This window comes from Bacillus sp. MC1252 (genome assembly GCF_056838025.1).
Map to the genome: position 1 here is coordinate 1,008,934 of NZ_CM166369.1, position 16,717 is coordinate 1,025,650.

A 16,717-nucleotide genomic window follows, 5' to 3' on the forward strand; every position below is an offset into this window, starting at 1 on the left:
GTCAATTTAGTCATTCATCTATGGGAGGAAAACAGCAATGAATTTAATTCGGAATCAATGGAAAGACATTGTGACGAGCAAAAAACTACTGATCCCGATTTTAGCTGTCTTATTTATTCCGCTGATTTATAGTGGTGTATTTTTAAAGGCTTACTGGGATCCATATGGTACAGTTGATCAATTACCTGTAGCGGTTGTCAACTTGGATGAAGGCAGTCATTATGATGGCAAAACACTTCAAGTCGGCGATGATTTGGTGAAGGAATTGAAGAAGAACGATAGTTTTAAATGGCACTTTGTCGATAGTGAAGAAAAGGCCGTCAAGGGATTAAATAACGAGGACTATTATCTCGTCGTAGAAATACCGAAAGATTTCTCTAAAAATGCAAGTACAGTGCTAGACAAACATCCGAAAAAATCGAATTTGAAATATTATACGAATCCAGGCGCAAACTATGCTGCGTCACAAATTGCGAATAATGCCATTATCAAATTAAAAGATTCGGTTTCAAAGGAAGTCACAGAAAACTATGCAGAGGTCATCTTTGATAACTTCAAAACCATTGCAAAAGGATTAGATCAAGCAAGCGATGGTGCGAAGAAAATTGATGACGGAACAAAAAGCGCAAAAGATGGCAGTAAAAAGTTAAAAGACAATCTGGCGAAATTGGCTGAAGGAACGTTAACATATAGTGAAGGCGTTCATCAGTTCGCAGGGAAAATGGGTGAACTGAACACAGGGATTCATTCTCTTGACAGCGGGCTTGGTCAGCTCTTAACGGGCTATCAAACCATCGATCAGAAATTTGGAGAGCTTGGCACAGGGATTGATACGTTGACCGAAGGGTTAAACACAAGCCTTGAAGGACATCAGCAGCTTGCTTCTAAAATGCCGCAATTCACAGCAGGCATTGAGCAGCTAAACAATAAAGCACAGTCATTTTCGGAAAAAATTGCAGCAGTAGAAAAAGTATTGTCTTCACCAGAATTAGCGAATCTTGAAAAGATGGCGCCTAAACTAGATCAGGTGAAAAAAGACGCACAAACGTTCAATACAAAACTTGCTTCATTAAAAGAAGCACTGTCTAATCGAGATGCAAAAGTGAAAAGCATTATTCAAAACAGCTCAATGACAGACGAAGAGAAAAAGGCGGCAATGGATCAGCTCGAAAGCCTTCCTAAAATTGATCTGCCTGACCTTTCTGGACTTGAGCAAAGCTTAGCAGCCTTGCAGGAACTACCCGATGCTAGTGAAGTTCAATCTGCGGTTGCTTCGGCAAAAGCACAGCTGCAGCAAGTAAAACAGCTGCCAAAGAAAACAGAACAGCTATACACATCTACAGTCGCGATACAAAATGCCATTGATCAAATGACATCTGGTACGAATAAATTGTATCAAGGTGCACTTAAGCTTCAAACAGGTCAAGGGCAATTACAAGAAGGCCTGCAAACAGCAAATGGAAAGCTTGATACAGCGAAAAGTGGTGCGGATACGCTTGCAAATGGTTCAAGCCAGCTTAGCGCAGCGTTAAATAAGCTAGAAAGTGGTTCAACGAGTATCCAAAGCAACTCATCTAAACTTGCTGAAGGCTCAAAATCGCTTGATAAAGGATTAGGCGACTTAAAGAGCGGTACAGGGAAGCTGTCCGATAAATTGAAAAGCGCCGCGGATGAAACAGGTGAAATTGATGCGGATCAGGACAATTACAATATGATTGCGAGTCCAGTCAAAACAGAAAACGATACAGCAAAAAAGATTGATAATTACGGAACAGGGCTCACGCCTTATATCTTATCCATGGGACTCTTTGTAGGGGCTCTCATGCTCACCGTTGTATTCCCAATGAAAGACCCTGCTGGACGCCCTAGAAATGCGTTTGAATGGTTTGTCAGCAAATATAGTGTGCTCCTGCTTGTCGGTATCTTACAGGCAGTCATTGCAAGCTCCATGCTCATCTTTGGACTTGGTCTTGAGGTGGAGAGTCTCTGGCGCTTCTATCTCTTTGCGATCGTCGTCAGTCTGACGTTCCTAGCGATCATTCAGCTTCTGGCGACAACAATGGGGAACCCAGGGCGCTTCATCGCTGTCATTATCTTGGTTCTTCAGCTTGCAGCAAGTGCGGGTACATTCCCGCTTGAGCTCGTCCCAAAATTCTTCCAAGTCATTCATAGTCTGCTTCCAATGACGTATACAATCAACGGATTTAGAACGATCATTGCAAGCGGTGATGACAGCTATTTATGGCACCAAGCAGCGATCCTTGGAACAGTTGCCATCATCATGATGGCCGCAACAACAGCATACTTTGCTTGGAACGTGAGAAAAATGAAACAAGAAGAAGCGTAATGAATGAATCCTTTCTCTTCATAGAGAAAGGGTTTTTTCTATTAGAAATTAGACATCAGGAACCCGAAGCGATATATTTTAAGAAGAGATGCTGAAAAAGGCATACATGGAAAGAATTGCTTTCAGACAAAGGAGGAAATGCCGAATGACGACTGAAGTAAACGAAACAATACAACTTATTCAAAAGCTCGTATCGATCCCAAGTCCATCAGGGAATACAGAAAAGGTGATCGGCTTTGTTGAACGTTTTTTACAAGATCTGAATATTGAGACAAAGCGTAATCGAAAAGGCGGATTAATTGCCACAATAAAAGGAGCAGATGACGAGGAACACCGTATGCTGACAGCGCATGTCGATACGCTCGGTGCAATGGTAAAGGAAATTAAATCAAATGGCCGAATTCGTCTTGCACTCATCGGGGGCTTTCAGTATAACTCAATCGAAGGCGAGTATTGTGAAATTGAAACAGCATCAGGTCGTACATATACAGGAACAATCCTCATGCATCAAACGTCAGTTCACGTATATGAGGATGCTGGAAAAGCGAAACGAAACCAAGAAAATATGGAGATTCGTCTCGATGAAAAGGTGAAAAAGGCAGACGATGTCAAAGCACTTGGGATTCAAGTAGGGGACTTTATCTCGTTTGACCCTAGAGTAGAAGTGACGTCTTCAGGCTTTATTAAATCAAGACACCTTGATGACAAGGCAAGTGTGGCGTTATTGCTGCGTTTAATTCACCGGATTCAAACGGAGAACATTACTTTGCCGCATACGACACACTTCTTAATTTCAAATAATGAAGAAATTGGATACGGTGGAAATTCGAATATTCCAGAAGAAACGGTGGAATATCTAGCTGTCGATATGGGAGCGATCGGTGATGGTCAATCAACAGATGAATATAGTGTGTCGATTTGTGTGAAGGATTCAAGCGGTCCTTATCATTATGGTTTACGCAAGCATTTAGCAGCATTAGCTGAAGCAAATGAAATTGATTACCGTCTTGATATTTACCCTTATTATGGCTCTGATGCATCAGCAGCGATTAGAGCAGGGCATGATATCATTCATGGACTGATTGGACCTGGCATTGACTCTTCACATGCTTTTGAAAGAACCCATGAAGATTCACTGATTCATACAGCCAATCTCCTTTACGACTATGTTCAATCCAAATTAATCACAGCATAAAAAAAGAACCTCGACTATTGGGGTTCTCAGCGTGTAGACAAACCCTCGCATTCTGTGTCAGTCCTGCGTACTGGTACTCACGAATGTCAAATTCGCTCCGCACCCTAGACTTCAAAGGTTTTCTATCACGCTGAACAGAAGACAAAGGGCTAAAATAAAGATCATTTCAGCCCTTTGTCAACAATCAAAAAGAACCCCATCTATCGGGGTTCTTTTTGATTAGCTTGAAAGCTGTGTTGGCTCAGGAACATCTTGTCCAGTCATCACACGATGTCCTCTTTCAGGGTCATATTGCCCTTCCCATTTAGACATCACGACAGCTGCAAGTGCATTACCTGTTAAGTTGACAACAGTTCGCGCCATATCCATGATACGGTCAACACCTGCAATAAATGCAAGACCTTCAGCAGGTACACCGATCGTTCCTAGTGTTGCGAGTAATACGACAAATGAAGTACCAGGAACGGCAGCCATTCCCTTTGATGTCACCATCAGCACAAGAACAAGTGTGAGCTGCTGTACGATCGTGAGGTCAATGCCATATACCTGTGCAAGGAAAAGCGCAGCGATGGCTTGATACAAGACGGAGCCGTCCAGGTTAAACGTATAACCGATTGGGATAACGAAAGAGACAATTCCTTTTGGACATCCGATGCGCTCCATTTTATCCATGACTCTTGGTAAAACTGTTTCAGAGCTTGATGTACTAAAGGCAAGAAGCATTTCGTCTTTCATGTAAGCAAGAAATCTGAAAATATTGACGCCGATCATCTTTCCAATAATTCCGAATACAACGATAAGGAAGAGAGCCAGCGCAAAATAAACAAGACCTACAAGCTTACCTAATGAAATAAGAGATTCAAGACCAAATTTTGAAACTGTTACACCAATGAGTGCGAAGACACCAAATGGTGCAGCTTTCATCACAACATTGACGACATGGAACATGGCATGTGATACACCTTCAAAGAAGGCGAGCACTGGTTTACCGCGTTCACCAATGGCTGAAACGCCGAGTGCAAATAAGACAGTGAAGAAAATAATCGCAAGCAAATCACCTTCCGCCAATGATTGGAAGAAGTTCGTTGGAACGATATGAAGGAACGTATCAGCAACTGATTTACTGCTTTGCTCTTTTTCCGTTTCAACATACTGGCTAATATCTTGTTTTTCCGTATGTCCAAAGTCAACGCCCGCACCAGGTTGAACAAAGTTAGCAAGTACAAGACCAAGGATAATCGCAAATGTTGTGATAATTTCAAAATAAAGAATGGTTCTAAAACCGAGCTTCCCTACTTTTTTACCATCACCGGCACCTGCAACACCTAAAATTAAGCTAGAGACGACAATCGGTATGACAATCATCTTAATGAGTCTTAAGAAGAAGTCTCCAATTGGTTTTAAGTATGTCTCAACACCTGGGTTACCGAAAAAGATCGCACCAACAACGACGCCGAGAATAAGACCGATTAGGATTTGTGTAGCTAATCCGAATTTTAACTTTTTTCATAGATTTCCTCCCTAACTTATTCATTAAAGGAATATTCCCATCATATTAAGTTTTAATATATGAATTAAAGTATAACTAAAATTAAAGAGGTTCGTCCACGATTAAATTATATTGAGAAAATACAAAATTGTTTGAAAAAATGGACACTTCGAACCTCCTCCGTTGTTTTAAGTCAATAAAAAGTGTCTTCAGAACTAAAAGTCATCATATGAAAATACTAAAAAACCCTTTTGTGACAAGGGTTTTACCTTTTTACCTATTTTTCTGAAAAAATAAAAAGCACTTTTGACTCCAACTGACGACGGAGGAAAAAAGTGCTTTTTTATTCAATTTATTCCCTTATTTAAGATAACTTACTTGTGAGCATTCCTCACATTCATTACCGTAACACTCGTGCTGTTCCATTAAATCATTTCCACATTTTGTGCATTTCTTTGAGGGCAAATTTCTAAAAAACTCAGTGATTTTTCCTAGCATTTGTCATCCTCCAATACATTTTGTTACTATCATTGTATTATAACAGATTAATAATTGTCAATCTGTTTTGTAACAATAGGCAAGAAGAATGCTTTTTTCATGAAAAATGGGTATATTGTAAGAAGGGGATTTTTACAAAAGGAGGGAAGAATGACGATGAAATTAACCGTGATTGGATGCTACGGAGGGTTTCCAGCAGCCGGTGAGGCGACATCAGGTTATCTTTTTGAATCAGATGGTTTCCGGCTGCTTGTAGACTGCGGGAGCGGTGTTCTTTCTAAGCTTCAGCAAACCATTGATATAGAAGAACTAGATGCTGTTCTCCTTTCTCATTATCATCACGATCATATTGCTGATATAGGACCTCTCCAATATGCGAAATTAGTGGGTTATCATTTAGGGAAAAGCAGCGGTCCGCTTCCGATCTATGGACATACTGGTGATCAAGAGGCATTTGATCGGCTTTCTGATCATGTACATACAAAAGCAAAGCCTTATCATCCGGCAGAAGGCATGCAAATCGGCCCATTTCAAATTTATTTTTTGAAAACGGTTCATCCGGCAGAATGCTATGCTATGAGAATTGAGACAGATGATGCTGTGGTGGTGTATACAGCAGATTCAAGCTATCAGGACGCTTTTATCCCGTTTAGTAAAAATGCAGATCTACTGATCGCCGAAAGCAATTTTTACGCAGGACAAGACGGATCAGGTGCAGGACATATGAACAGTACAGAAGTGGGGAAGATTGCAAATGAAGCAAAGGTTGGGGAGCTCATCATCACTCATCTCCCTCATTTCGGACGGCATAAAGACCTAGTCAATGAAGCGCAGACACTATATACTGGCAGTATACAGCTTGCCCATTCAGGGCTTAGATGGAACAAGGAAGGAAGATAGAGATGCTGTTTATCGATAACGAACAACATGTTGACCCAATGATTAATCTGGCAATTGAAGAGTATTGCTTAAAATATTTAGATCCAGAAGAAACGTATTTGCTGTTTTACATCAACCAGCCGTCGATTATCATTGGAAAGAACCAAAATACAATAGAAGAAATCAACACAAAGTATGTGGAAGATAATAGCATTAAAGTCGTTCGCCGCCTATCCGGCGGTGGTGCAGTTTACCATGACAAAGGAAACTTAAACTTCAGCTTTATTACAAAAGATGACGGGGACAGCTTCCATAACTTTAAAAAGTTCACGGAGCCAGTCATCAAAGCACTTGAAAAGCTAGGAGTCAAAGCTGAATTAAGCGGCAGAAATGACATCATGGCAGATGGACGCAAAATTTCTGGAAATGCCCAGTTCGCCACACGAGGACGTATTTTCAGTCATGGCACACTGCTATTTGATTCAGAAATTGAACATGTCGTCTCTGCATTAAATGTGAAAAAAGAAAAGATTGAATCTAAAGGCATTAAATCCATTAGAAGCAGGGTCGCGAATATTAGCGAACTAATGGATCAAAAAATGACAACAGAGGAATTTAGAAAAATTCTTTTAAGCTACATTTTTGATACGGATGGGGACGTGCCTCGATATCAACTGACTGAAAAGGATTGGCAAAAGATCCATGAAATTTCCCAGGATCGATATCAAAAATGGGAATGGAACTACGGCCGTTCACCTAAGTTTAATTTGCAGCACTCTAAGCGGTTCTCAGCTGGCTCGATCGATCTGCGTTTAGAGGTGAAAAAAGGCATGATCCAAGACTGCAAGATCTTTGGTGACTTCTTTGGTGTGGGGGATATTGCCGATATTGAAAAAAGACTGATCGGACAGCAATATGATCGTAAAACCATCAGCGACGTATTAGAAGATATGGATATGCGCCACTATTTCGGCAACGTATCGAAAGAAGATTTTCTTGATTTGATTTATTAAGCGGGGGACAAGCACGGCTAGAGATAGCGGTGCTTTTTTGATTAAAAGAAATGAAAGCGATTAACATTTGATCTTGTGGATTTTTTCGATTGTCTATTATAATAGAAAGGAGGAATGCTTGGCCATAAAATGAATGGCTATTCATTCATTGACGACGCATAAGGGGTGGGAGAATGGAATTGATCAAAAATCTTGAGCAGACTGCGATGACCAAGGGAGAAAGTATCGCACTGGTCTTTGAAGGAAAGAAGTGGACCTATCGAGAGCTGATGACAAGTGTCGAGCGTTTTGCAGATGGCTTAGTCAACGAAGGGTTTCAAGCTGGGGAACATATCGCGCTTATTTTAGGAAATTCACCGCATTTCGTCATTTCTTTTTTTGGTGCATTGAAGGCAGGGCTTGTCGTTGTACCTGTCAATCCAACATACACGCCAAGTGAAATTGGATATATGCTGATCACAGGAGATGTAAAAGGCATTGTTGCACCTGATCAGCTTTTGCCAGTATACGAGCAGGTGTATGAACAGCTTCCGGCTATTGAACGAGTGATAATTTGTGCAGAAAATGAATCGGCGTGCAGATCAAGTTTTAAGGAAGTATCTGATCGTCTTGTCTTCTTTGGAAAGCTTGTGTCTGGACATGCGCCAGAAACGACACATCCTTCCAATCAGCCTGACGATACTGCGGTTATTTTATTTACATCTGGCACGACAGGAAAACCAAAGGGTGCGATGCTGACTCATTTCAACCTTTATTCAAATGCCAGAGACATTGCTGAGTACCTATCGATTGATGAAAGGGACAAGGTCATTGCTGCTTTGCCCATGTTCCATGTATTTTGTTTAACGGTCTGTATGAATGCACCGTTGATTCATGGCGCGACCATTTATGTCCTGCCGCATTTCAGCCCATCTGAGCTTTTGCGCATGATGGAAAAAGAAAAACCCACGCTATTTGTTGGTGTTCCAACCATGTATAACTATTTATACCGCCAAGACGGTCATGATGAAGCGATGACATCAGTGAGGATTTGTATATCAGGTGGTGCTTCGATGCCTGTTGCTTTACTACACGGTTTTGAGAAAAAGTTCGGTGTCACGGTGCTGGAGGGCTATGGATTATCAGAGGCTTCCCCAGTGACTGCTTTCAATCCTCTTGATGGAAAAAGAAAACCGGGTTCAGTCGGGACCGACATTATGAATGTGAAGAATAAGATCGTGAATGAGCTTGGAGAGGAAGTCGGTCCGAATGAAGTCGGAGAACTCATTGCAAAAGGGCCAAACATCATGAAAGGCTATTATCAAATGCCAGAAGATACTGAAGCTGCATTGCGGGACGGGTGGCTGTATACAGGTGATCTGGCGAGAAGAGATGAAGATGGATATATTTATATTGTCGATCGAAAAAAGGATATGATTCTCGTTGGCGGTTATAATGTCTATCCAAGAGAAGTAGAAGAAGTGCTTTATCAACATGAAGCTGTAGCAGAAGCCGTCGTCATCGGTGTGCCAGATCCAAACACAGGTGAGGCTGTCGTCTGTTACATTTCCCCTAAGAAACATGCTCACATCAATCAAGAAGACATCATCATACATTGTTCACGCTATTTAGCGAAATATAAGCAGCCCCAAACGATCCATTTCATAGATGATATTCCAAAGAACACAACAGGTAAAATTTTAAGAAGAGCGCTAAAGGACAAGTATCAAACAGAAGAAAGTAAATAAAAAAGGGGAGTCTCTTATGAAGAAGCTCCTCAGCGTGAAGATAAACCCTCGCATTCGGTGTCAGTTCTGCGTGCTGGTGCTCACGAATATCAAATTCGCTCCGCGCCAGTACTCGGCCTTCCTAGACTTCAAGGGTTTTCATATCACGCTGAAAAGAAGACAAAGGGCTAAAATCAAGATCATTTTAGCCCTTTGTCAACAATCTGGGAGTCTCTTATGAAGAGACTCCCTCAGCGTGTAGACAAACCCTCGCATTCGTTGTCAGGTCTGCGCGCCGGTGCTCACGAATATCAAATTCGCTCCGCGCCAGTACTCGGCCTTCCTAGACTTCAAGGGTTTTCATATCACGCTGAAAAGAAGACAAAGGGCTAAAATCAAGATCATTTTAGCCCTTTGTCAACAATCTGGGAGTCTCTTATGAAGAGACTCCCTTTTGAATGGCTTCTTTTAACTGTTTCTGAAAAGAATTTGACTGTTTTTGATTCAGTTCATAATACGTGCCATCTACTAAAAAAACGACCTGAGAACGGTTGGTCCATAGCTGAAAGGTGGTGCCGTTTGTTCGTCCAAACATCACCTTGGCAATATAATCAGGTTTTTTTATATTTTTCTTAAGATGATTGCTTGTTTGTTTGCCTTTGTTTAATTCTTCAATTAAATCTTCAGCTGTGTCTTTATCATCTATTTCATAAGAAATGGACTGATTCGACGGTGAAAGCAATAATTTTTCTGCTCGATTCTCATCGAAAATGTCACTAGTCCTGCTGAACACATAAAAGAAGGTGATCAGTAAAAGTCCAAAGATCACAATTCCTGCAAGAATTTTCTTCATTTTGATCCTCCAACTCACTGTTTTACCTATAGCTTCCCCGGTTTTTTAGAAGCATAATCATTTTTTTCGCTCAAGCTTTTGCAGATGGGGCATGCTATGATGGAGGCAAATGAGACAGGTTCTAAACAAAAGTGTGCGTGATTAGAATAAAGAGAGGGATGGAAAGGAGGCTGACCTGTGCGCGTACGTAAATGGGTAGCTCTTGCAACGTTAGCATACATATTGTACGGTCTGTTTATTTATTTTTATTTGTTTCTAATGGGTGATTCATCTGTTCCTGAAAGTGTGAAAGGGACAAGTGCAGACCCGCATACCTTTATGACAAGCCATGAGCTTGTCATCAGCGAGAATTTCTCGAAAATACGTAACCTGCTGTACTTTATGACAATCCCGTTAGATTGGTACGTCTTTTTCCTTTTGCTCATTTCAGGGTTTTCACGGAAATTAGCAGACTGGAGCTTTGCAGCAGCTCGTTTCACATTCTTAAGTAAACTTGTTTATGTCTTCGTGCTGTCACTTCTAACGATGCTGGTTTCATTGCCGATCAAGTGGATTGGCTATCAGCTGTCTTTACACTACGGAATATCTGCTCAAAGCACAGCAAGCTGGTTAAAGGATCAAACGCTGGATTTCTGGATTCAATATCCGCTCCTTTCCCTATGTGCCCTTGTGTTCTTTTGGCTTATTCAAAAGAGAAGGAAGTTATGGTGGCTGTATGGCTGGTGTTTGACAGTCCCAGTCACACTCTTCCTCTTCTTTATACAACCGGTCGTCATTGATCCGCTATACAACGATTTTTACCCATTAAAGGATCAAGCACTTGAGAAAAAGATATTAACGCTTGCAGAAAAAGCGCATATCCCGGCAGATCATGTATATGAGGTCAATATGTCTGAGAAAACAAACATGATGAACGCTTATGTAACAGGGATTGGTGAAAATAAACGCATTGTCTTATGGGACACGACGCTGCAAAAGCTAAAGGATCAGGAAATTTTATTTATCATGGCGCATGAAATGGGCCATTACGTCATGAAGCATGTCTATATTGGCCTAGCTGGATATTTAGTGCTGTCACTAGCAGGATTTTTTGCAATGGACCGCCTTTATTTTTACCTTCATCAAAAGGGAGCTGCCTCATTTCGGCTGAAGGGACCACAGGATGTCGCTGCTCTTCCGCTTCTTTTGATCATTGTATCCATGCTGTCATTTGCAGCTTCCCCTTTTACAAATGCTGTTTCAAGGCATCAAGAACGGGCAGCTGATGAATATGCAGTGAACCTGACAAAAGATGGGGAGGCGGGGGTGACATCTTTTCAAAAACTTGCAAAATCAGGTCTGTCCCAAGTCAATCCGCCGCTTCTAGTGAAAATATTCCGCTATGGACATCCTACGATGATGGACAGAATCACGGATATGGAAAAGGCAGCAAAAAAAGAGGGAACGTCAAATAGCAGTAAATAAATAAAATCCGGCTGGGTCAGCCGGATTTTTTGCACACTTGTTTAGTTAGAAGCCGCTTGAACGTTAATTAACCCTTTTCCGTAATAGAAGGAGTTACCAAGCGGTGTTGCCGTGTTTTCTAAGCGCTGGCGAACCTGTGAATTTGATAGATTCGGGTTCTTAGAAAGAATAAGCGCTGCTGCTCCTGCTACATGAGGAGAAGCCATAGACGTTCCAGTATAAGAGGTGTATCCACTGCTTGGTACTGTACTTAAAATGGAAGTACCAGGTGCGGAAACATCTAATTCAGGACCTGCGCTAGAAGATGAGTTTCTTACATTGCTGCTGTTCACATTGGCAACGGCAATTGTAGAATCATATTTTGCTGGATAGCCAACAGTACTTGTAGAGCCAGTGGAGCCTGAATTACCTGCAGCAGCAACAACAACGATTCCGCGGTTGTTTGCTGTATCAACAGCATTTTTAAGCGCTGTTGAACCGCTTGGTCCGCCTAAGCTCATATTGATGACATCCATGTTATTGGCAACAGCCCATTCAATCCCGCTAATAATCCAGCTGTATTGTCCATCGCCATAACGGTCTAACACTTTAACAGCATACAAGGAAGCGCTTGGAGCGACACCAAGAACACCAATTGTATTATCAAGAGCAGCAATGGTTCCGGCTACGTGAGTTCCGTGTGATTGAAAGTCTTGGGTGGCATTTGGCTCTGAAGGGACGAAGCTAGCACCGCCTGCAACATTTAAGTCAGGGTGTGCAGCGTGGATACCAGTATCAAGGACAGCTACTTTGACGTTAGCACCTTTATAACCTTGAGCGTGTACAGCTGGAGCTTTGATTTGAGGGATACCATAAGGGACGGTTTGTGCATATGCTTCTGCTTTGTGGTCTTCTTCTACATAAGCAATGCTAGGGTCATGCTCAAGTTTTTTTGCGGCTTGTTCGGACATTTTCACTTGTGCAGCATTAATGAGCCGATATTGCTTTTCTAGTTTTCCACCATTTTGAGTCACCGCTTGTTTTTTAGAGCTGTTTGTGGTGGCAGAAGCTTTAAAGCCAACGATATAGCTTTTTTCACTTTCTGACTTTGAGGCAGTCTCGGCATTTGCCATCGTGCCTCCAAACCCTGATGAAAACAGAAGAGGGACAGCCAATAAAACACTTGTCATCACATTTTTCTTTTTCACGCACATTCCACATCCCTTTTTTCTTATTTCAGAATAATCATCCGTAGTCTATAAGAATGAAACGTTTGATTATTCTGTATTTTCAGTTTAATAGAGGTAGGCAAATAAGAGTAGACCTGAATTTTTGTGAAAGTCCTAGCGGAAATTAGGGAATTAAGTCGCTTGTAATAGGTATTGAATTATGTTTATTTTAGTTTTTCTGTGTTTTCCTATTAAAAAGGAAGTGTGCTTTTTTTCTCATGATCAATTTCAGGACAAACATTCGATACCCGAAAGGTCATTAAATAGGTAGAAAAGGCTAGCATCTATTTCGAATTTCGATATAAAAAAATATTATTTTATCATTGTTTCTGTCATAAAAAAAAGAACCTGCTAAGATCACAGGTTCTTTAAGAAGGAGAAGATTGAGTTAAATGGCTGACCACGTTGTAATCACGAACCTTCCATTTACCATCTTTCCATTCAACATAATTTAAGCAAGCATTGACAAGTCTCGTGTTCTGAAGACCCATATGTTCGTCAGCTAAAGCGGTGAGTAAGGCGTGGATGGCAGCACCGTGCGCCACGATCAGGACATGTTGATCTGGATAGGCTGCTTTGACCTTTTCAATCCCTTCTAACATTCGATCTTGAATCGTCTCAAGTGGTTCCATATTTGGATACTGCTTATCTGGAAACAGCTTCTGGCGCTCCTCAATCGACATGCCTTCAGCGTCACCATAATCACGTTCAATGAAATCGTCCATGATGACGAGAGGTGCGTGTACATGTTTTAAAATCAAATGAGCTGTTTCTTTAGCCCTTGATAATGGACTGGAAATGACAACATCCCAATGGACATCCTTTAAGTAAAGTCCAGTTTGTTCAGCCTGCCATTTACCTGTGTCGTTTAAAGGGATATCTGTTCGCCCTTGAATTCGTTTCGCTGCATTCCAATCTGTTTCCCCGTGTCTGACTAGGCAAATTGTTGTCAATCAAATCCCGCCTTTTCTATCTTTTCTTCTATTATACTAAAGCAGAAGAAAAATGACTGGATTAGCGATTTGTCAGACTCGTTAAGGATTCAACTGAGCTGGCCACTTGGGAAACCGTTTGTTTGACTTCCTTCAACTCGTTTAGGAATGTTTGGAGATCTATTTCAATTTTTCCGTTTTGGTTCTTACTTAAGTTCATGCTGCTCACGATATCATCGAAAAGAGAATTGATTTGAGTCATTTTTTCTTTACTGTCAGTCACAAGTAAATTCACGTCCGCAATATGCTGTGACACAATGGCGATTTGTGAATTTGTGTTGTTGACAAGCTCTGACACAGTTGAAACCGTTTTCTTTGTGTCCTCTGATAATTTGCGAACCTCGTTTGCGACGACAGCGAACCCTTTTCCATGTTCACCTGCTCGAGCAGATTCGATTGAGGCATTTAAAGATAACAAATTCGTTTGCTCTGCTATGCCTGTGACGATCCCGAAAATTTGTTCAATTTGTTTTGCAATTTCTTCTAAGCGTTTAATTTCAGTTTCAATCTTTGTCATGCTGCCATCAATTTGATTCATTTGTGTTTGCTGAATTTCTAATTCTTTTTTACCGCCGATTGATTTTTCTTCGACCTGTGCTGATATTTTCGTTCCAGCCTGTGACATATCCGCCATCTCATCAGATTTTGATACAAGCTTGTCCACTGCACTTGTTGTGTTGGAGAAGAGAGAAGCAAGCGAATTTGAGGTTTCTGTAATTTTTGTATGAAGCTCTTGCTGTTGTTCTTCCGCTTCATCACGAATTTTAGAATATTCATTTTGGAACGTATCTAGGACAAGCTGCTGCTCTAAATTTAAGATTTTCGTCGTCGCTTTGACTGCCGTCTGATATTCTTTGAAATCTTGGATATGCTGTGCAAATAAATCCATAATTGAAAGCAAAAGGTCTTGGAATGCCGCCATATACCATTTAGGCTGGAGGCCAATCCGTAAATGAACTTGTGCAATTTTAATTCTTTTTGCCACGTAGGCATCGTCAATCACACCTGCAAACATTTCGCTAATATGAATGCGGAGTGTTTTTTTCAAACGTTCGACAGAACTATTATCTTGAATAATATGCATCAAGGAAGACTCTACTTCTAAATTTTTATAAAATTTATCAACGATATGTGCAATATCATCTTGAACGATTGGATTCAGCTGTTTCAATATAAAAAGGTCTTGCTGCGTCAAATCAATCATTTTAATTTGCTTGGCAATGTCCGTATTCTCCGAAAAGTTGATTCTTTTTATCCCATCATCCTGCTGTGTGAAAAAAGCAGTGTTTTTTCTTTTAGTATCTTTTTTAAATAACAATGTTATTGTCCCCCTATAATCATCACAAATATCAGACTTTATGTTTTTTATCGGATAATATTGGATTTTTTAAAGGGGAAACAGTGAAATTTTACTGTTCTTTATATGACCTTTTTAGTGGTTTCTTTGCTGGGCCTTCTACTACTTCTCCAGTAATTGAAAAACGTGAACCGTGGCAAGGGCAATCCCAGGTGCGGTCACTATTATTCCAAGCGACTTCACAGCCTAGGTGAGTACATGTTGTATCGACAAAAAAGACATTCCCATCCTCTGATTTAAAGGCACCGCATTTCTTATGTTCATAAGATACAATGCCGCCTTCGCCTGGTTTTAAATCATCAATGGTTTGATCAGTTCGTTTTAATTTACCGCTGATCAGCTTGGCAGCGACATTGGTATTTTCTTTCATAAAATCTTTGATGAATGAGTCAGAAACAAGTCTTGATGGTGTAAAGATCGATTCGTAGGGATTCGATTTCTCCTCAATTAAATCACCGATAAGAGTCGCTGCGACATGGCTTGTGGTCATGCCCCATTTTCTAAAGCCGGTAGCAACAAAGATATTCGGATGATGCTTGGTCAGGTGGCCAATGTAAGGGATTTGATCCATTGTGACCATATCGTGCGTCGACCAGCGATAAAGAACCTCCTCAATTCCAAGTGTATCGTTTCCGAACTTTTCTAGTGATTCATAGTGTGCGGATTCATCACCGCCTTGTCCGGTTTTATGGCCTTCTCCTCCGATGAGAACCACTTCTTCACCGTGAAGTTCTGCCGTTCTTAAAGAGTGAGCGGGCTGGTCGATTCCTAAGTACATGCCGTTTGGAAGCGGCTTGGTTGTTTTGGCTGCTACTACATAAGATTGCTCGGGATGAATTCGAGTGAAATAAAGTCCTTTGCCATCATAAAAAGGAAAGTGTGAACAGGTAATGATATAGCGGCCTATCAGATGATGCCCACTTTTTGTGACGACAGCAGGCCGTTTCCCTTCTTTAACATCGACTGCGGTTGTCTGTTCAAAAATACGCACACCTCGCTCAATGAGCTGGTCGATCAGTGCATTTAGATAATGAAGGGGATGAAACTGTGCCTGCTGCGTCATCGCAAGGGCAGCTTTTATGTCAGTGTCAAAAGGAAGCTCTGTTTTCCATTCTCGGTCAATGCCTAGCTGTTTGTAGGCATCTAATTCCTTTTTTAACTTTTTTATGCCGCTTTCTTCCTTTGTATAAAGGTAAGCATCTTTTACCTCTAGCTGACAATCGATTTCGTGCTCTTTAACACGTGCTTGAATGAGATCTTTTGCTTTCTCATTTGCTTCTACATACAAACGGGCTTTTGGCATGCCAATTTGCTGAATCAGCTCATGATAGTACACATCGTGCTGTGAGGTGATTTTAGCTGTCGTGTGTCCGGTCGTGCCTTGCAGTAATTGATCCGCATCAATGATGATGACATCGAGCCCGCGTTCTGTCATTTCAAACGCAGTAGCGATACCGGTGATACCGCCGCCTACAATAATCACATCTGCTGTGAGATCCTCACTTGCAGAAGGAAAAGAATGCTTCTGACTCTCCGCTAACCATAACGATTTTGCCTGCTTCATTCCTTTATGTTCTTGTTCCATGTTGTCGCCTCCAGTTACTTGTTGTGTATAATTTTTCCACAATGCAGAAAATCATACATCTGAAAGGAAACAAGCATGACATACATAAAAAAATAGCCAACACATAAAAATAAACAAGATAAAAGGAAGGA

13 protein-coding genes are annotated in these 16,717 nt (G+C 41.1%); 6 read left to right on the top strand and 7 right to left on the bottom strand.

Annotated elements, in window-relative coordinates; genetic code table 11:
• The first annotated feature begins 37 nt into the window (after positions 1 to 37).
• Together ACYH0L_RS05010 and ACYH0L_RS05015 are read left to right on the top strand one after the other, a co-directional pair.
• On the top strand, positions 38 to 2,347 hold the full coding sequence (locus ACYH0L_RS05010; RefSeq protein ID WP_482354411.1) for a YhgE/Pip family protein: 2,310 nt from the start codon (positions 38 to 40) through the stop codon (positions 2,345 to 2,347).
• Positions 2,348 to 2,492: 145 nt separating this feature from the next.
• Positions 2,493 to 3,542 (top strand): M42 family metallopeptidase, encoded by a 1,050-nt coding sequence (locus ACYH0L_RS05015; protein ID WP_099728526.1) that lies wholly within the window; start codon positions 2,493 to 2,495, stop codon positions 3,540 to 3,542.
• A gap of 219 nt (positions 3,543 to 3,761) precedes the next feature.
• Here the strand turns inward: ACYH0L_RS05015 and ACYH0L_RS05020 are convergent, their stop codons facing one another.
• Positions 3,762 to 5,018, bottom strand: coding sequence for a cation:dicarboxylate symporter family transporter (locus ACYH0L_RS05020; RefSeq protein WP_482354480.1), 1,257 nt, complete (start codon positions 5,016 to 5,018; stop codon positions 3,762 to 3,764).
• Between the two features lie 373 nt (positions 5,019 to 5,391).
• Positions 5,392 to 5,529 (bottom strand): protein YhfH, encoded by a 138-nt coding sequence (gene yhfH / locus ACYH0L_RS05025; RefSeq protein WP_008359029.1) that lies wholly within the window; start codon positions 5,527 to 5,529, stop codon positions 5,392 to 5,394.
• A 156-nt stretch (positions 5,530 to 5,685) separates the two neighbouring features.
• Between yhfH and ACYH0L_RS05030 the strand changes: the two genes are divergently transcribed.
• The 3 genes from ACYH0L_RS05030 (at position 5,686) to ACYH0L_RS05040 (ending at position 9,148) form a co-directional block, all read left to right on the top strand.
• Positions 5,686 to 6,429 carry an MBL fold metallo-hydrolase gene (locus ACYH0L_RS05030; RefSeq protein WP_367308157.1) on the top strand — a complete coding sequence of 248 codons (744 nt, stop codon included), beginning with the start codon at positions 5,686 to 5,688 and terminating at the stop codon, positions 6,427 to 6,429.
• A gap of 2 nt (positions 6,430 to 6,431) precedes the next feature.
• Entirely contained in the window at positions 6,432 to 7,421 is a 990-nt protein-coding gene (gene lplA / locus ACYH0L_RS05035) for a lipoate--protein ligase (protein WP_230030955.1), read from the top strand.
• A 173-nt stretch (positions 7,422 to 7,594) separates the two neighbouring features.
• Complete coding sequence (locus ACYH0L_RS05040; RefSeq protein WP_482354412.1) at positions 7,595 to 9,148, top strand: fatty acid--CoA ligase family protein; 1,554 nt, start codon at positions 7,595 to 7,597, stop codon at positions 9,146 to 9,148.
• Positions 9,149 to 9,563: 415 nt separating this feature from the next.
• Here the strand turns inward: ACYH0L_RS05040 and ACYH0L_RS05045 are convergent, their stop codons facing one another.
• Positions 9,564 to 9,980, bottom strand: coding sequence for a YhfM domain-containing protein (locus tag ACYH0L_RS05045; RefSeq protein ID WP_230030953.1), 417 nt, complete (start codon positions 9,978 to 9,980; stop codon positions 9,564 to 9,566).
• 177 nt (positions 9,981 to 10,157) lie between these two features.
• On the opposite strand from ACYH0L_RS05045, the gene ACYH0L_RS05050 reads away from it, so the two are divergent.
• Complete coding sequence (locus ACYH0L_RS05050) at positions 10,158 to 11,444, top strand: M48 family metallopeptidase (RefSeq protein WP_482354413.1); 1,287 nt, start codon at positions 10,158 to 10,160, stop codon at positions 11,442 to 11,444.
• Positions 11,445 to 11,485: 41 nt separating this feature from the next.
• On the opposite strand, the gene ACYH0L_RS05055 is transcribed toward ACYH0L_RS05050, so the two are convergent.
• The 4 genes from ACYH0L_RS05055 to ACYH0L_RS05070 form a co-directional block, all read right to left on the bottom strand.
• A complete protein-coding gene (locus ACYH0L_RS05055; RefSeq protein WP_230030951.1) occupies positions 11,486 to 12,631 on the bottom strand; it encodes a serine alkaline protease SapB in 1,146 nt (381 codons plus the stop codon).
• 389 nt (positions 12,632 to 13,020) lie between these two features.
• Positions 13,021 to 13,605: a histidine phosphatase family protein gene (locus ACYH0L_RS05060; RefSeq protein WP_099728117.1), complete on the bottom strand. Its 585-nt coding sequence runs from the start codon at positions 13,603 to 13,605 to the stop codon at positions 13,021 to 13,023.
• A gap of 61 nt (positions 13,606 to 13,666) precedes the next feature.
• Complete coding sequence (locus ACYH0L_RS05065) at positions 13,667 to 15,028, bottom strand: globin-coupled sensor protein (protein ID WP_370461122.1); 1,362 nt, start codon at positions 15,026 to 15,028, stop codon at positions 13,667 to 13,669.
• Positions 15,029 to 15,053: 25 nt separating this feature from the next.
• Positions 15,054 to 16,586 (bottom strand): FAD-dependent oxidoreductase, encoded by a 1,533-nt coding sequence (locus tag ACYH0L_RS05070; protein ID WP_482354414.1) that lies wholly within the window; start codon positions 16,584 to 16,586, stop codon positions 15,054 to 15,056.
• Positions 16,587 to 16,717 lie beyond the last annotated feature (131 nt).

Excerpts from the sequence above, each read along its gene's own strand:
- ACYH0L_RS05010 (WP_482354411.1), top strand. The coding sequence starts at position 38 with ATGAATTTAATTCGGAATCAATGGAAAGACATTGTGACGAGCAAAAAA.
- ACYH0L_RS05015 (WP_099728526.1), top strand. The coding sequence starts at position 2,493 with ATGACGACTGAAGTAAACGAAACAATACAACTTATTCAAAAGCTCGTA.
- yhfH (WP_008359029.1), bottom strand. The coding sequence starts at position 5,529 with ATGCTAGGAAAAATCACTGAGTTTTTTAGAAATTTGCCCTCAAAGAAA.
- ACYH0L_RS05030 (WP_367308157.1), top strand. The coding sequence starts at position 5,686 with ATGAAATTAACCGTGATTGGATGCTACGGAGGGTTTCCAGCAGCCGGT.
- lplA (WP_230030955.1), top strand. The coding sequence starts at position 6,432 with ATGCTGTTTATCGATAACGAACAACATGTTGACCCAATGATTAATCTG.
- ACYH0L_RS05040 (WP_482354412.1), top strand. The coding sequence starts at position 7,595 with ATGGAATTGATCAAAAATCTTGAGCAGACTGCGATGACCAAGGGAGAA.
- ACYH0L_RS05045 (WP_230030953.1), bottom strand. The coding sequence starts at position 9,980 with ATGAAGAAAATTCTTGCAGGAATTGTGATCTTTGGACTTTTACTGATC.
- ACYH0L_RS05070 (WP_482354414.1), bottom strand. The coding sequence starts at position 16,586 with ATGGAACAAGAACATAAAGGAATGAAGCAGGCAAAATCGTTATGGTTA.